This window comes from Rhodococcus sp. T2V, assembly GCF_029269925.1.
Taxonomy (GTDB): Bacteria; Actinomycetota; Actinomycetes; order Mycobacteriales; family Mycobacteriaceae; genus Rhodococcus_F; species Rhodococcus_F koreensis.
In genome coordinates this window covers 12,858-28,478 of sequence record NZ_JARJBD010000068.1, presented here as the reverse complement: position 1 = coordinate 28,478, position 15,621 = coordinate 12,858, and the positions used below count along the sequence as shown (strand labels likewise).

The 15,621-nt window shown below is 65.8% G+C and carries 13 protein-coding genes; 12 read left to right on the top strand and 1 reads right to left on the bottom strand.

The window, feature by feature from the left end; genetic code table 11:
• Window positions 1–255 precede the first annotated feature (255 nt).
• Entirely contained in the window at window positions 256–1,200 is a 945-nt protein-coding gene (locus P3H15_RS37985) for an LLM class flavin-dependent oxidoreductase (protein WP_276141969.1), read from the top strand.
• Window positions 1,197–1,988 (top strand): SDR family oxidoreductase, encoded by a 792-nt coding sequence (locus P3H15_RS37980; protein WP_276141968.1) that lies wholly within the window; start codon window positions 1,197–1,199, stop codon window positions 1,986–1,988. The genes P3H15_RS37985 and P3H15_RS37980 overlap by 4 nt, the downstream gene beginning before the upstream one ends.
• 62 nt (window positions 1,989–2,050) lie before the next feature.
• On the opposite strand, the gene P3H15_RS37975 is transcribed toward P3H15_RS37980, so the two are convergent.
• Entirely contained in the window at window positions 2,051–2,962 is a 912-nt protein-coding gene (locus tag P3H15_RS37975; RefSeq protein WP_276141967.1) for an acyl-CoA thioesterase II, read from the bottom strand.
• A gap of 287 nt (window positions 2,963–3,249) precedes the next feature.
• On the opposite strand from P3H15_RS37975, the gene P3H15_RS37970 reads away from it, so the two are divergent.
• The 10 genes from P3H15_RS37970 to P3H15_RS37925 all read left to right on the top strand — a co-directional run bounded on the left by P3H15_RS37970 (window position 3,250) and on the right by P3H15_RS37925 (window position 15,577).
• Window positions 3,250–4,689, top strand: coding sequence for an MmgE/PrpD family protein (locus P3H15_RS37970; protein WP_276141965.1), 1,440 nt, complete (start codon window positions 3,250–3,252; stop codon window positions 4,687–4,689).
• Between the two features lie 781 nt (window positions 4,690–5,470).
• Window positions 5,471–6,394 carry a CoA ester lyase gene (locus P3H15_RS37965; RefSeq protein ID WP_276141964.1) on the top strand — a complete coding sequence of 308 codons (924 nt, stop codon included), beginning with the start codon at window positions 5,471–5,473 and terminating at the stop codon, window positions 6,392–6,394.
• A gap of 19 nt (window positions 6,395–6,413) precedes the next feature.
• The gene (locus P3H15_RS37960; protein WP_276141962.1) at window positions 6,414–6,890 is read left to right on the top strand and encodes a MaoC family dehydratase; all 477 of its coding nucleotides are present in this window, start codon (window positions 6,414–6,416) and stop codon (window positions 6,888–6,890) included.
• 33 nt (window positions 6,891–6,923) lie between these two features.
• Window positions 6,924–8,879 carry an AMP-binding protein gene (locus P3H15_RS37955; RefSeq protein WP_276141961.1) on the top strand — a complete coding sequence of 652 codons (1,956 nt, stop codon included), beginning with the start codon at window positions 6,924–6,926 and terminating at the stop codon, window positions 8,877–8,879.
• Complete coding sequence (locus P3H15_RS37950; protein WP_276141960.1) at window positions 8,876–10,063, top strand: acyl-CoA dehydrogenase family protein; 1,188 nt, start codon at window positions 8,876–8,878, stop codon at window positions 10,061–10,063. The genes P3H15_RS37955 and P3H15_RS37950 overlap by 4 nt, the downstream gene beginning before the upstream one ends.
• Window positions 10,063–10,833 carry a 3-oxoacyl-ACP reductase FabG gene (fabG, locus tag P3H15_RS37945; RefSeq protein WP_276141959.1) on the top strand — a complete coding sequence of 257 codons (771 nt, stop codon included), beginning with the start codon at window positions 10,063–10,065 and terminating at the stop codon, window positions 10,831–10,833. The genes P3H15_RS37950 and fabG overlap by 1 nt, the downstream gene beginning before the upstream one ends.
• A gap of 40 nt (window positions 10,834–10,873) precedes the next feature.
• Entirely contained in the window at window positions 10,874–12,082 is a 1,209-nt protein-coding gene (locus P3H15_RS37940) for an acetyl-CoA C-acetyltransferase (protein WP_276141958.1), read from the top strand.
• Between the two features lie 122 nt (window positions 12,083–12,204).
• Complete coding sequence (locus tag P3H15_RS37935) at window positions 12,205–13,377, top strand: CaiB/BaiF CoA-transferase family protein (protein WP_276141998.1); 1,173 nt, start codon at window positions 12,205–12,207, stop codon at window positions 13,375–13,377.
• Window positions 13,374–14,180 (top strand): enoyl-CoA hydratase/isomerase family protein, encoded by an 807-nt coding sequence (locus P3H15_RS37930; protein ID WP_276141957.1) that lies wholly within the window; start codon window positions 13,374–13,376, stop codon window positions 14,178–14,180. Before P3H15_RS37935 ends, P3H15_RS37930 begins: the two co-directional genes overlap by 4 nt.
• A complete protein-coding gene (locus P3H15_RS37925) occupies window positions 14,177–15,577 on the top strand; it encodes an acetate--CoA ligase family protein (protein WP_276141956.1) in 1,401 nt (466 codons plus the stop codon). The genes P3H15_RS37930 and P3H15_RS37925 overlap by 4 nt, the downstream gene beginning before the upstream one ends.
• Window positions 15,578–15,621 lie beyond the last annotated feature (44 nt).

Below are 15,621 nucleotides of genomic sequence, written 5' to 3'. Positions count from 1 at the left end.
GCTGCGCTGGGTCGATGCATTGTCTGCATCGATATCCACTCAGCTTCGCAAGATGGTGATGCCACTGTGTACGCGTGCGGTCGGCGATGAGCTGCGGACTGACTGGTCGACGCAGGGGCGATTTCGCGCCTCTGGGGTACACGCCTCACCCCGGAACGTGTGTCACTCCGCTGCGAAGAACTCTAGATCGATAATGCATGATAAGTGTAGGCTTCGTGGAGAAGCGGGCGGCCGCGCCCGAGGAACCGAGGATTTATGGTGTGCGCGTTCGCTATCCCCGTCGGGGTTCGATTGCCCTTGGTGGGCCCCGGGGTGACACCGGAGGGGTTGCTGACCATAAGCCGGTCAGCGCTCGAACTGGGATTCAGCTCGTTCTGGGTCGGGGACCACGTGGTGCTGCCGGAGTCCACTACATCGGTCTATCCGCACTCTGGCGACGGACGGCAGCCCTTCCGGGCAGACACGCCGTGGCTCGACCCTCTCGTTCAGCTCGCCTGGCTGGCCGGTCAACTGCCGGAGGCCACGTTCGGAACGAGCGTGCTGATCATGACGTTGCGCAACCCGACGCTGCTCGCCAAGCAACTCTCGACCATGTCGTGGCTGACGGATCGTCCCCTCTCTCTCGGGGTGGGTACCGGATGGCTGCGTGAGGAATACGACGCGGTCGGGATGCCCTTCGAGAGGAGGGGGAGCCGCGCCCAGACGGACATCGCCCTGATCAGGGAACTACTGACCCGGGGAAGGCGCGAGTACACCGTGCGTGGCGGCGACGATGAACCGGTGGCGAAGACCTTCACCATGTTGCCCGCGTCGCCGGCACCGGTCGAATTTCTGTGGGGTGGACACAGTCCGCTGGCGATGCGCCTGATCGCCTCGGTCTGCGACGGCTGGCTGCCTGCGAAACAGAGTCTGGGGTCCTTGGAGGGTCATCTGGTGCGACTGCGGGCAGCGTGCAACGCTGCCGACCGCGACTTCACCGAGTTGAAACTGATCGTCAAACCTGGTCCCGGTCCCGACCCGGAGTCCGGGGCCATCAACGCCGACAACCTCGAGGCCTATGCGGAGATGGGGTTCCACGAGGCGATTCTCGAGTTGCCGTACGAGCCCGACCTGGCCGGCGCTGTGCGCACGCTCGAACGTGTGGCCGATCGAAGTCGGCTCCGATCCGTACAAACAATCAGTGGGAAGGAACAAGCATGACCGACAGCGGGATGTTCGAGAAGCTCTTCGACGTCAGCGGCAAAGTGGTCCTGGTGACGGGTGGCAGTAGAGGAATCGGTCTCGCGATCGCCGAGGGATTCGTCAGGTCCGGCGCACGGGTCTACATCTGCGCACGGAACGCCGAGGCCTGCACCTTGGCGGTGAAGGAACTTTCACAGTACGGCGAGGCCATTGCCCTGCCGGCCAATCTCGGCAGCGTCGACGGGTGCCGCTCGCTCGCCCACGCGCTGGGCGAGAAAGAGGACCACCTTGACGTGCTCGTCAACAATGCCGGTGCGATCTGGGCCGAAACGCTCGCCGAGTACCCGGAATCGGGGTGGGACAAAGTCTTCGACCTGAACGTCAAGGGTTCCTTCTTCCTGATCCAGGCCCTCACCCCACTGCTCGAGGCGGCCGCGTCCCCGGAGGATCCTGCCCGCATCATCAACATCGGATCGATCGACGCGTTCCATGTCCCCAAGCACGAAACCTATGCGTACTCGTCCTCGAAGGCGGCGGTCCATCACCTGAGCCGTCACCTCGCCGCGCAGTTGGCACCCCGGTCCATCACGGTGAACGTGATCGCCCCCGGCATGTTCAAGAGCAAGATGCTCGAGGGCACGCTGGAACAACGTGGCGAGGAGGCGGTCCTGGCCCCGGTCCCGCTCAAGCGGTTCGTCGCCGAGTCGGACATGGCCGGCACGGCCATATACCTCGCGTCCCGGGCGGGCGCCTACGTCACCGGTGCGGTCCTGCCGGTCGACGGCGGTACGGCAACCACGCTCTGACACACGGTGAACCGAGGGGTTCGGGGTACGAGCACCCGGACCCCGCGGCGCGCCCTGGTGGCCTATCCGGTGTGCGTGCGCAGGGCAGACCCGTTTCCGTCGAGTCGGGCCCGCACCGCACCGTGTGGTCGGATGAGCCCCTCCTGCGCCACGGATGCCAGCAACCGTCCATGCGTATCGAACACCTTCCCGTGGGACAGCCCTCGGGCTCCGCCGGCCCAGGCCGACGACTGATCGAAGCGCATCCACTCGTCGGCCTGCACCGAGTCGTGGAACCACATGGAATGGTCGAGGGAGGCCCGCGGCACACCTGGGGCCCAGACGAGGAAGCCGTGCGGAACGAGGGACGCCGAGAGCAAGCCGAGATCACTCACGTAGGCGAGCACACAGGTGTGCAGGAACGGGTCCGTCGGCAGCGGGCCGTTCGCGCGTATCCAAACATGTTGCAGGCCGGGAGTCTCCGCGCGCTGATCCTGCGGTCGAGTGTCGCCGGCATACCTGATGTCGAGAGCCTCCCACTCGCGCCGCCAGAATGCCGCCGTGTGCACGTCCGTCGCTTCCATGAGGTCGGCAAGGGGTGGCGCGTCGTCGTACGACGGCGCTGCGGGGCACGACGGCCGATGTTCGAACCCCAGTTCCTCCTTATGGAACGAGGTGGTGGCGTGGAAGATCAAGTCACCATGTTGGCGGGCTGTCACTCGTCGTGAACTGAAGGACCGGCCGTCGCGAAGATTCTCGACCTCGTACACGATGGGGATCTGCGTGTTGCCACCGAGCAGGAAATGGGCGTGCAAGGAATGCACCTTCCGGTCTCCTGGCACGGTCCTACCTGCGGCCATCAGCGCCTGTGCGACGACCTGCCCTCCGTAGACCTTGACCAACTCGGTCGATCGGGCCGGTCTTCCTCGGAAGGTGTTCGGGCCGATCGTATCGAGGTCGAGAAGGTCGACGATCTCGGTGACTGACTGTGGCATCGGAGTTCCTTTCGGGAACGAACGTGGACTTGGCGGCGTGGGTGGGGCACTACGTCTGCTGATCTGAGTTTGTGGATCGCCGTCGCCCGGCAGAGTTGAATGTCTACCGAGGGACATTTCCCAGCAAGACCCTGATCCTGTATTTACAATTATGTATAATCTTACAGAAGGTGCCGTTTCACGATTTCCTCACAGCAGGAGACCCGGGAAACGCGGATCGGATGCCTCCGAGGGCGATCCTGCCCCATGCGGTTCCACCGCGAAGGCCACGAGTATCGGGAGGTTTCATGACAGACGCAGCTCCAACTCTGGAACGCGCCGTTGCGCAGTTCGTGACGCGTTACAGTTGGAACGACATTGACCCCGCCACGCTCGCCGCGGCAAAGGCGCTGATCAAGGATCAGTTCGCAATCCAGATCGGCGCCTCGCAGCTGCCGTGGTCGAAGATGACGCGTGAGTTTCGAGACCCGCGCCCCGGAAAGGCGCGGATCGTCGGTGAAACGACGCGGGCTGGTGCGGTCGATGCTGCATACCTGAACGCGACCTTCGGCCACGGCTTCGAATACGATGACTTCCTCGGCAACGCGCATCCCGGATGTTGTGTCGTGCCAACGGCATTCGCCATCGGCGAAGAGGTAGGCGCTTCGCTGCACGAGACGATTGTGGCGATGGTCGTGGGCTATGAGACCTACGTCCGGATCGGAGCGCTGGCCTCGCCTGCGATCCTCAACGTGGGCTGGCAGCCGCATGCGGTATTCGCGAACTTCGGCGCCGCCGCGATTGCGGCAAAGCTGTACGGCCTTGACGAGGACAAGACCTTCCACGCCCTCGCCATTGCGCTCAGCCATGCAAGCGGGACGACAGAATATGCCTCGACGGGGGGTTCCATCAAGCGGGTCCATGCCGGAATCGCCGTGCGCAACGGCATCGAGGCCGCCCAACTTGCCCGTGCGGGCGTGACCGGTCCACGTCGCTTTCTGAGCGGGGACCGTGGTCTCTATCGAATGTTCGCCCATGCGGACGTCACCGAGCAGGCCCGCGACGGCTTCCTTCCCGGCGCACCCAATATGCTGCCGGGCCTGTCGTTCAAGCCCTATTGCTGCTGCGCTCTGACCTTCTGCTACATCGAGGCCATGGAGCATTTCCGAGACCGCGCGGGCGAGATCGACAGTGTCGTGGCCCGCATCCAGACGATGACCAACAGCGTCGTGGGAACCCGAAACGCGCAGCTGTACAACCCACGAAATATCGAAGAACTGCAGTACTCGCTGCCTACGCAGATGGCCCTGTCGGCTCTGGGCAAGGGTAATGGCTACGCGACCCACCGTGCGTTTTTGGAAGGGCGGCTGGACCTGTCACCCGACTCCGAGGTCATGCAGTTCGCCCGTCGGATCACGCTGGAGATCGCGACGGATCTCGACGAGAAGTACGAGTTCTTTGTCTCGGATGTGACCGTCCACTTCAAGGATGGGACCGCCGCGCACTATTTCCAGGAGCGCGCCAAGGGATCGCCGGTGAAGCCGTTCACCGAGGCCGAATTTCAGGACAAGCTGGATGAGCTGACCGGCGAGGTGATCGGGCGCGATCAGGCCGCGCGGCTTTTCGAGCTTGTCGATACGCTGGACCCGGCCTCCGAGGTTGCCGATCTCACCGTGCTCTTACAGCCCGGGGCCGGTTCCCCCGCATCGCATTCGCCGCACAGCCTGAGCGAGGCGCCGGTGTCCTGACGGGGTAGCGGGGGCGACGGCGGCCCGTCCTGCGCCCCTCTATCGCGCTGCGCGACGAGAGTCCGCAACCAGTCGATCTCCCGCCGGAGGTGCGACCCACTGCGCGGCCGCCGGCGTGTTCGGCTTGGTTGTGGAGTGACGTTGTCGCTTCCGGCCAGGCTTCTGTACCGGCGCGGTCAGCCGTCGAGCAGCAAATGGGGCGCTCGGGCCTCGTCGACGCAGCAGTTCTCACCGGGACTGCGGACGCCGGGCGGTGATGGCCGGTGGGGGATCGGCACCTACGACCGCCGACGGCTGCGGTCGCGCGTTATCGCACGGCGCCGCACCGATCGAGGCACCCTCGAGTCACGTCGCCCTTGACCGGGTTTCCGGTGCCCGGAGCCGTAATTGAACGGCGGCCTACACACGGTGGCCATCAGTGGAGCAATCGAGACGCCCAGCCGCCGCGTCCCCCACCTCTCTTCGGATAGCGCAACGCTTCCCGTGGCGTTTGCCGGTGTTCAATCCATTGGACACTCGGGTGTCCATCTTCCCGACTGGCCGGCCGGCCTCGTCTGACAGGCGTACGCGGAGCTGGATGGTGGACTGATCCGCGCCGGCGCCGATGGCTGCTTCAGTGCCAAGAGTCGGATGGCGTCCGAAAAGCCAAGGTGCACTAGCGATTGAGAGCATCTCGTGAAGCGATGTCATGAACAGGAAGTAGCACGATTATCGATTATCGTAAATCCTTGCATTAGGTTCTCACATAATATATGGTTTGCTCAGTCACTGAGGAGGATTCATGAGACCACTACGTTCTCTGCTGTTCGTGCCCGGTCACCGGGAAAACTGGGTGGACAAGGCGGTGGCGTCCGGTGTGGACGGGCTGATCTTGGACCTGGAGGATTCCGTTCCGTCTCATCTGAAGGCGGAGGGTCGGGCGGCGGCCTCCCGATCGATCACCCGTCTTGCCGAGTCCGGTGATCGGCCGGCGGTGTACGTCCGGCTCAACTCGCTGGACACCGGACTGACCGGAGACGACATCGAGGCCGTCGCCATTCCCGGGCTCGACGGATTCGTGCTGCCCAAGACGTTCGGCCCCGATGACATTGTTCGATTCGATGCATTGGTCACGCATTTCGAGGCGCGCAACGGCGTCGATGCCGGGACCATCGAGTTCATCTGCTCATTGGAAACCGCCGAAGCATATGAGAACTGCGAGAAGATCGCGGTCGCATCACCGCGGGTGGCGACCCTGTTCGCCGGGACCGCCCGCGATGCGGACGTGTCCCGCTCGATCGGCTTCCAGTTCACTCCCGGCGGTCAGGAGACCCTGTACCTGCGGAGCCGGGCGCTGCTGGCGGCCCGCGCCCACGGTCTCGAATTCCCACTGGTGGGTGTGTGGCAGGATCTCGCCGATCCGGAAGGGGCACGCACCTTCGCAATACAGAACCGCGAGCTCGGCTTCCGCGGACAGGTCCTCATCCACCCCTCCCACGTCGCGGTCGCGAACGAGGTGTTCAGCCCCTCGAAGTTCGAAGTCGACTTCTACGCCGGCATGATCACCGCCTTCGAAGAAGCCGAAGCCGCCGGGGCGGCCGCCGTCCTGTACGAGGGCATGCACATCGACTACGCGCACATCAAAACCGCACGTGAGGTGCTCGAGTACAGCCGCCTCCTCGACAACCGTTCCGACAGCCAGGCCGACCTGGCCGTCGCCAAGTAAACCCCGGAAGGCCCTTCTCATGCCTGGTCTCTACTTCGAAGAACTCGAACCCGGTGCGGTAATCGAACACGCCACCCGGCGCACCGTCACCGAAACCGACAACGTCCTCTTCTGCTCCATGACGCTGAACCTCGCACCCCTGCATCTCGACGCGGAATACAGCAAGGACAGCATCTACGGGCAGCGGCTCGTCAACAGCCTCTTCATCCTCGGACTGGTCACCGGGATCACGGTGCCCGACACCACCCAGGGCACCACCCTGGGCAACCTCGGCTTCCAGGAAGTCACCTTCCCCAAGCCGGTCTTCCACGGCGACACCATCCGAGTGCGCACCGAAATCGTGAGCAAGCGCGAGTCCAAGAGCCGCGACGACTCCGGCATCGTCTTCTTCCGCCACTACGGCATCAACCAGCGCGACGAGGTGGTCTGCGACTGTGCCCGCGCCGGACTGATGCTCAAGCGCTCGGCCGCCGAGAAGCCCGTCGCCGTCTCCTGACGGTCCGGCACTACACGAGATGGAGGAGTAGCGATGCGTGAAGCCGGCCCGGTCGGTGATTCGGGCGCCCCCGCGTGGGTGCCGGAGGAGGTCGACCGCAAGCGCAGTCGACTGCTTGCGGCGATGCAGCGGTGGGGATCTACGGATCTCGACGCACTGCACAGGACCTCGGTCGACGACCCGGAATGGTTCTGGCGCGCCGTGGTCGACGACCTCGACATCACCTTCGACACACCGTTCGAACGGGTCCGCGACGACAGCGAGGGCAAACCCTTCCCCCGCTGGTTCGTCGGAGGCTCGCTCAATGCGGCCATGCTGTGCGCACACCGCCACGCCGGCGGCCCGATCGCCGGCAAAGAGGCCGTGGTCTACGAGGGCGACAGCGGCCAGCGACGATCTCTGACCTATACCGAGCTCGACCGCGAGGTGCGGCGATTCGCCGCCAACCTGCTCCGGCTCGGGGTCGTGCGGGGAGACCGGGTGGTCCTGTTCCTCCCGGTGGTGCCCGAGGCGGTGATCGCATACCTCGGGTGCGCCATGATCGGAGCCATCTCGGTCCCTGCCTTCACCGGCTACGGCGCCGAAGCCCTCGCCACCCGACTGCGCGACGCCGAAGCGGTCGTCCTGGTCACCGCCGACGGCACGACACGGCGCGGCAAGCGGATCCCCCTCAAGCAGACCGCGGACGAGGCACTCGAATCCGCACCGTCGGTCCGCCACGTCGTCGTCGTGCGACACCTCGCCGACGGCGTCGACATACACAGCGGGCGCGACATCTACTGGGATCAACTCGACCATGATCCCGAACCGGCCGCCACCGTCGCCACCGACGCCAACGACCCACTCACAATCATCTACACCTCCGGCACGACGGGTGCGCCGAAGGGCATCGTCCACTCTCATGCGGGCTTCGCAGTCAAGGCTGCCGTCGACTTCGCATACGGCTTCGACATCCACGAGGACGACGTCATCGCCTGGATTGCCGACATGGGATGGATGCTGGGGCCGTTGCTGATCATGGGCGGCCTTCAGTTGGGTGCGACGATCGTGCTCACCGAGGGAGTACCGGACTACCCGTCCTCGCGCCGATTGTGGGACATCGCCGAACGCAACGGAGTCACCTTCCAAGGCATCGCCCCGACCGCCGCGCGCGCGGTGATGTCAAGTAGCGATGGTGATTTCGGTGATCTCGGTTCGATCCGCGCTTTCGCGTCGACCGGCGAGGCATGGGACGAGCCGACGTGGCGGTGGCTCTTCGAGACGGTGGGCCGATCCCGGCGACCGATCGTGAACTACAGCGGCGGCACCGAAACCGGTGGAGGAATCCTGGTCAGCTACCCGTTCCTGCCCATGGAACCGGCCTGCTTCAACGGCCCACTGCCCGGTATGGATGTGGCCGTGCGCAACGCTGCCGGCGACCCGGTGACCGGTGAGGTGGGCGAGTTGACGGTGCACAACACCTGGCCAGGGATGACCCACGCCTTCTGGCATGACCGCGAACGGTATCTGCAGACGTACTGGAAGCGCTGGGAGGGAGTCTGGTTGCACGGAGATTTGGCCAGCGTCGACACCCAGGGCAACTGGCGGATCCACGGCCGGTCTGATGACACCATCAAGGTGTCCGGGCGGCGCGTCGGTCCCGCCGAGATCGAAGCAGCGGTGCTCAAAGACCCCCGCATCGTAGAAGCCGCGGTCATCGGGGCGCCCGACGAACAGCGCGGCCAACGGGTGGTCGCGTTCGTCGTCGCCCGCCCCGGGGACCTCGATCTCGACGACCTGACACAGACGGCAGTGCACCACGTGGGCCGCTCGTTCGCGCCCACCCTGCACGTCGTGGCCACAGTACCGAAAACCAAGAACGGCAAAGTGATGCGGCGTGCCATACGCGCCCGTCACCTCGGCGAATCGCAGGGTGACCTCTCCTCACTGGATCCGGCCACCCCCATCGACGACATCCCCACCCATCAACAAGCAGGAGTGCAGGCATGACCGCAACCGCAACCGCAACCGCAACCGCAACCGAGCAGAGCGATCTGGAACTGATTCGCCAGACAACTCGGGAACTGGCCCGCAAATTCGATCTCGAATACTGGCGGGAGAAGGACAAGAAGGGCGAATACCCTTGGGAATTCGTCAAGGCGTTCGCCGACGGCGGTTGGCTCGGCGCGATGATCCCGGAAGAATACGGCGGACTCGGACTGGGGCTGACCGAATCGGCGATCATGCTTCACGAGGTGGCAGCCTCGGGCGCCGGCACGGCCGGCGCGTCGGCGATCCACTTCTACATCTTCCCGCCGGGCCCGATCCTGCGCCACGGGTCGGAACAGATGAAGCGCAAGTTCCTGCCGAAGATCGCCGCGGGTGAGCTGCTGATGGCGTTCGGTGTCACCGAACCGACCGCAGGCGTTGATACCTCACGCATCACCACCAAGGCCACCAAGACCGACAACGGCTGGGTCGTCAACGGACACAAGGTGTGGATCACCAACGCGCAGAACGCCCATAAGATCCTGCTGCTCACCCGCACGTCGCCACGGACCGAGGAGAACCCCCTCGACGGGATGACCCTGTTCTTCACCGATCTCAACCGCGAGCGGATCACCGTCCGAGAGATCGAGAAGCTCGGTCGCTCGGCGGTCGACTCGAACGAGCTGTTCATCGACAACCTCGAGGTCAGCGAGGACGAGGTCGTCGGAGAGGTCGGAAAGGGCTTCTACTACCTGCTCGACGGCCTCAACCCCGAGCGCATCGTGGTCAGCATGGAGCAGGTGGGACTCGGCCGTGCCGCCCTGGAGGTCGCGACCAAGTACGCCAACGAGCGCGTGGTCTTCGACCGCCCGATCGGCAAGAACCAGGCGGTGGCTCACCCGCTGGCCGACTCCTGGATCCGTCTGCAGGCCGCCGAACTCACCGCGATGAACGCGGCCGCGCTCTTCGACTCGCATCAAAAGTGCGGAGCGGAGGCCAACGCGGCGAAGTTCCTGGGCAGCGAGGCGGGTTTCCAGGCGTGTGACCGGGCGATGCAGACCCTCGGCGGCTACTCCTACGCGAAGGAATACCACGTCGAGCGGTTCTGGCGTGAGTCCCGGCTCCTCAAGGTGGCGCCGGTGTCGCAGGAGATGGTGCTCAACTACATCTCCACCAAGGTCCTCGGCCTGCCGAAGTCGTACTGATGAGCGCACTGAATCACGCTCTCCCGGCACGGTTGCTCGACAAACAGGTGGTTATCGTGACCGGAGGCGGTCAAGGCATCGGCCTCGCGATCGGGGAAGCGTTGACGGACCACGGCGCGCGGGTCCTCGTCGCCGATATCGACGGGGACAAGGCACGGGAGGCGATCGCCCCTTTGGTGGCCGCCGGTGCCGATATCGCAGCGCATCAGTGCGACGTCACCTCCGAGGCAGAGCAAACCGGGCTGGTCCAGGCGTGCCTGGACCGGTTCGGCCGGGTCGATGTCCTCGTCAACAACGCCGGTGTCACCCGAGACGGGTACATCTCGAAGCTCAGCGAATCCGATTTCGATCTCGTCCTCGACGTGAGCCTGAAGGGGGCGTGGCTCGGGACGCGGGCCGTCGCCCCACTCATGCGATCGCAGGGCAGCGGGGCCATCGTCAATGTCTCCTCGCTGTCGGGGAAGATCGGCAACCCGGGGCAGACGAATTACAGCGCGGCCAAGGCAGGGCTGATCGGACTGACCAAGGCATCGGCGAAGGAACTCGGACCGTCCGGGGTGCGCGCCAACGCAATCCAGCCGGGCCTGGTGCGCACCGCAATGACCTTGGCGATGAAACCGGAAATCTTCGCGGCCAAGGAAGCAGAAGTGCCGCTGGGGCGAGCGGGTCTGCCCGAGGAGGTTGCCGGAGCGGTCATCTTCCTGGCATCCCCGCTCGCGTCCTACGTCAACGGAGCCGTGCTCGAGGTGACCGGCGGCCGAGGTATCTGAGCCTGCCCGGCACCGCCAGCAGAGAAGAAAGAAGGAAGACATGCGCGATGCAGTGATCTGCGAACCGCTACGCACCCCGGTCGGCCGGTACGGCGGCACGTTCAAGGATGTGTCTGCTGCCGATCTGGCCGCCACCGTCCTGGCTGAACTGATCAGGCGAACCGGCATCGAGGGCTCGGACGTCGACGACGTTCTGTTCGGGCAGTGCTATCCGAACGGTGAGGCCCCGGCGATCGGGCGAGTCGCTGCGCTCGACGCCGGACTTCCGGTGACGGTGCCCGGGCTGCAGATCGACCGTCGCTGCGGCTCGGGTCTGCAGGCGGTGATCGATGCGGCCATGCGCGTACAGACCGGAATCTGTGACCTCGTGATCGCCGGCGGCGCCGAAAGCATGAGCCAGGCCGAGCACTACGCACTGGGATTGCGGTTCGGGTTCCGTGGCGATTCCACCCCCCTGTCGGACCGCATCGGACGGGGACGCGTCACCGCCGGCGGCAAGCACCATCTGGTGCCGGGCGGCATGCTCGAAACCGCGGAGAACCTCCGCAAGGAGTACAGCATCAGCCGGCAGGCGCAGGACCGCCTGGCCTTTGCCTCGCACCAGCGGGCCGTGGCTGCTCAGCAGGAGGGCCGTTTCGCCGACGAGATCGTCCCGGTCACCGTGTCCACCCGCAGGGGCGAGGTGACGGTCGGCACGGACGAGCATCCGCGGGCCGATGTATCTCTCGAGAGCCTGGCCGCGTTGAAGCCGGTCCGGCGGTCCGCCGATCCCGACGCGACCGTGACGGCCGGAAATGCCTCCGGGCAGAACGACGGCGCCGCGGCCTGCATCGTCACCACCCGCGAGCGGGCGGAGGAACTCGGGCTGCGTCCGCTGGCCCGACTGGTGACCTGGGCGGCGGCCGGGGTCGAACCGGCCCGTATGGGAATCGGACCGGTGCCGTCGACGGAGACCGCGCTCGCTCGTGCCGGGCTCGAACTGAAGGACATGGACCTGATCGAGCTCAACGAGGCGTTCGCCGCCCAGGCGCTCGCCGTGACGGCGGCGTGGAAGCTCGGGGAGGACGACTTCGACCGGCTCAACGTCAACGGTTCGGGCATTTCGCTGGGCCACCCCGTCGGGGCGACCGGGGTGCGCATTCTCGCCACGATGCTGCGAGAGCTCGAACGCCGCCAGGGCCGCTACGCACTCGAAACGATGTGCATCGGCGGCGGGCAGGGACTGACTGCCATCTTCGAACGACCCTGAACGACAACCCGAAAACGCTTGATCAGCAACCGATTTGCGAATGATCCAGAGCTGTAGAGGAGGTGGATGTGACCGCAACGCCGACGGACTGCTGTGAGGACGCGGCAGCACCTGTAGTTGGCATATCGAGGGGACCACTCGCCGGGGTCCGGGTCGTCGTCCTGGCAGGGATGGGACCGGTGCCGGTCACGGCCATGATGCTCGCCGACATGGGCGCACGCGTGGTGCGCGTCGCGCGCCCCGCCCACCGACCGGCCAGGGCGCTGAGCTCTACCGACGGCCTGCGGGAGGGGTGCGACCTGGTCAACCGCGGGGTCGAGACCGTGGCCGTGGACCTCAAGAGCGAGGACGGTGTCGCGACCGTATTGCGACTGGCAGCGGCGGCCGACATCTTCCTCGAGGGCTACCGGCCGGGGGTGGCCGACAGGCTCGGCCTCGGCCCCGCGGTCGTCCTCGACCGGAACCCGGCGGTGGTGTATGCCCGGCTGACCGGGTACGGCCAAACCGGGCCGCTCGCACAGTGCGCCGGGCACGACATCAATTACGTTGCGCAGTCGGGAGTTCTGCACGCACTGGCACGGTCCGGTGAAGCGCCGCGACCCCCGATGAACCTACTCGGTGACTATGCCGGCGGTGCCGCCATCAGCGCCTTTGGCATCGTGTGTGCGTTGTTCGAAGCCCGCACATCCGGTCAGGGGCAGGTCGTCGACGCCGCCATGGTCGACGGGGTCGCGCTCCTGACCGCGAAGATCCAAGGTCTACGCGCCGCCGGTCTCTTCTCGGACGAACCCGGAACCAACTGGATCGACTCCGGGGCCCCCTTCTACGACACCTACCGGTGCGCCGACGGTCGATACCTCGCGGTAGGCGCGCTCGAACCGGACTTCTACCGCGAGTTCGTCGCGCGCCTGGACGCCGACGTCTCCGAGTGGCCGGATCAGGACGATCGGGCGCGCTGGACCCAACTGCGTGAACTGATCGCTGCGCAGATCGGATCCAAGACCCAAGCGCAGTGGACCACGGTCTACCAGGGCACCGATGCCTGTGTCACCCCCGTGCTCACCTTCGACGAAGCCGCGAACCACCCACACAACCTCGAACGCGGCCTCTTTCAGCGCCTCGACGGAGCACTCCATCCCACTCCCGCACCCCGGTTCAGCCGAACCCCCGCACGAACTGTCAGCACACCGAACGAGGGGACCGTCGACGTCGAGACCGTTCTCGCGTCATGGGATACGCGATCCCCGGCACCCTCACCCGCCGATCCGCCCCACCAGGAAAGGACAACGTCATGATCGACAAGTACAAGGAGTTCACCAGCATCTCCTTCGAGAACAACCAGCCAGGGGTCCTGGAGGTGATCTTCGACGGCCCGAACCTCAACGCCGTCGACGAAGCCACCCACAGCGACATCCCGCAAATCTGGTCGGTGATCGACCAGGACCCCGAGGTCCGGGCGGTCGTCGTCCGAGGCGCCGGCAAGGCCTTCTCCGCCGGCGGCAGTTTCGACCTCATCGACGCACAAATCAGGGACTACGACGTGCGGATGCGCGTGATGCGTGAATCGCGTGACCTGTTCTACAACATCGTCAACTGCAACAAGCCGATCATCTCCGCCATCCACGGCCCGGCCGTCGGAGCCGGACTCGTCGTCGCCTTGATGGCCGACATCTCGATCGCCGCGAAGAACGCGCGCATCATCGACGGACACACCAGACTCGGGGTCGCCGCCGGCGACCACGCGTCGATGGTCTGGCCGCTGCTGTGCGGCATGGCGAAAGCGAAATACCTGCTGTTAACGTGCCGGGAGATCTCCGGTGAGGACGCCGAGCGCGCGGGCCTGGTATCGCTCTCCGTCGACCCGGCGGAACTTCTGGACACCGCCCGCGAGATCGCCGGCCAGATGAGCGCCGGCGCCCAGGAAGCGATCCGCTGGACCAAGTACTCGCTCAATCAGTGGTACCGCCAGCAAGGCCCGCTGTTCGACGCCGCGCTGGGCCTCGAATTCCTGGGCTTCGGTGGACCCGACGTCGTCGAAGGAGTCGCATCACACCGTGAGCGCCGCGCACCGTCGTTCCGGACGGAGACGTCGTCGTGACCGCGGCGGTGGCCGACCTGCTCTTTCGGCCGCGCAATGTCGTCGTCTACGGGGCCTCGTCGGACCCCGCCAAGCTGTCCGGGCGGCCCTTGGCCTACCTGACGAAATTCGGATACGCGGGCGGCATCTACGCGATCAATCCACACCGCACTCAGGTCCAGGGTGTCCCGGCCTACGCCGACCTGTCCCAGATCGACGCACCCGTCGACCTGGCGATCATCGTCGTCCCGGCCGCAGCGGTGGTGGAGGCGGTGGAGCGCTGCGCGAACGCCGGCGTCGGTGCCGCGATCATCTTCGCCTCCGGGTTCGCCGAGATCGGTGACCCGGGCACGGCGATCCAGGACCGGATCACCGCCATCGCGCGGCGCACCGGCATGCGCGTGGTCGGCCCGAATTGTCTCGGCAGTTTCTCAGCGGCGGACCGGGCCTTCGCAACCTTTTCCACCGCCTTCGACGACGAGGGCGAACGGCCCGACTCACCGATCGCGCTCGTGTCGCAGAGCGGCGCGGTCGGCACCTTCACCTACAGCACGATGAATTCGCTCGGACTCGGGGTGCGGTACTTCGCCAACACCGGCAACGAGGCCGACGTGACAGTGGTCGAGTTGCTGGCCGGTCTGGTCGATGCACCGGATGTGAGCGTGCTGCTCGGCCACATCGAGGGAGTCCAGGACTTCACCGCACTCGAGGAGTTGATGCATTCGGCGGCCGACCGCGGCAAGCCTCTCGTCCTGCTCAAGGCCGGACGCACACCGGCGGGCTCACGGGCCGTCGCGGCCCATACCGCGAGTGTGGCCGGGGACGACGACGCGTTCGAGCGGGCCGCGGCCACCTACGGCGCGGTGCGGGTGCACAGCATGGAAGCGATGGCCGATGCGGCACTCGCCTTCGTGGCCGGGCGCCCCGCCGCCGGGCGACGGTTGACCGTCGTCACCCAGAGTGGCGGCGCCGGCGCCCTCGCCGCTGACACAGCCGTCGAACTCGGCCTCGTCGTGGAACCGTGGCAGTCCGAGGACCGCGAACTGCTTGCGTCACATCTGCCGTACTTCGCATCCACAGCGAACCCGATCGACGCGACCGGTTCGCTGATCAACGATGTCGGCATCTTGACCCGGACCCTGCAAGTAGCCTGCGACAACGACGACACCGATGCGGTGCTCGTGGTTCTCGGAAACTCCGACGCCGGAGCCGACGCCATGGTCGACGCGCTCCGACGCGCCTATGCCGAGACGTCGAAACCCTTCTTCGTCGCGTGGACCGGCGGCAGCGGCAGACCACGTCGGCAACTGCTCGAGTCCGGGATTCCGACCTACTCCGAACCGGGGCGCGCCGTCCGGGTACTCAGCTACCTCGTCGAACACAGTCTCCGACACGCGACGGCACCAACGGCCGGCTGAGCGACGAATCGGACAGCGCCAACACCCGGACTACTGCCATGAAG

Bases quoted from the DNA above. Each gene is read 5' to 3' on its own strand.
- P3H15_RS37985 (WP_276141969.1), top strand. From the start codon at position 256: ATGGTGTGCGCGTTCGCTATCCCCGTCGGGGTTCGATTGCCCTTGGTG.
- P3H15_RS37980 (WP_276141968.1), top strand. From the start codon at position 1,197: ATGACCGACAGCGGGATGTTCGAGAAGCTCTTCGACGTCAGCGGCAAA.
- P3H15_RS37940 (WP_276141958.1), top strand. From the start codon at position 10,874: ATGCGCGATGCAGTGATCTGCGAACCGCTACGCACCCCGGTCGGCCGG.
- P3H15_RS37975 (WP_276141967.1), bottom strand. From the start codon at position 2,962: ATGCCACAGTCAGTCACCGAGATCGTCGACCTTCTCGACCTCGATACG.
- fabG (WP_276141959.1), top strand. From the start codon at position 10,063: ATGAGCGCACTGAATCACGCTCTCCCGGCACGGTTGCTCGACAAACAG.
- P3H15_RS37950 (WP_276141960.1), top strand. From the start codon at position 8,876: ATGACCGCAACCGCAACCGCAACCGCAACCGCAACCGAGCAGAGCGAT.
- P3H15_RS37965 (WP_276141964.1), top strand. From the start codon at position 5,471: ATGAGACCACTACGTTCTCTGCTGTTCGTGCCCGGTCACCGGGAAAAC.
- P3H15_RS37970 (WP_276141965.1), top strand. From the start codon at position 3,250: ATGACAGACGCAGCTCCAACTCTGGAACGCGCCGTTGCGCAGTTCGTG.
- P3H15_RS37955 (WP_276141961.1), top strand. From the start codon at position 6,924: ATGCGTGAAGCCGGCCCGGTCGGTGATTCGGGCGCCCCCGCGTGGGTG.
- P3H15_RS37960 (WP_276141962.1), top strand. From the start codon at position 6,414: ATGCCTGGTCTCTACTTCGAAGAACTCGAACCCGGTGCGGTAATCGAA.
- P3H15_RS37930 (WP_276141957.1), top strand. From the start codon at position 13,374: ATGATCGACAAGTACAAGGAGTTCACCAGCATCTCCTTCGAGAACAAC.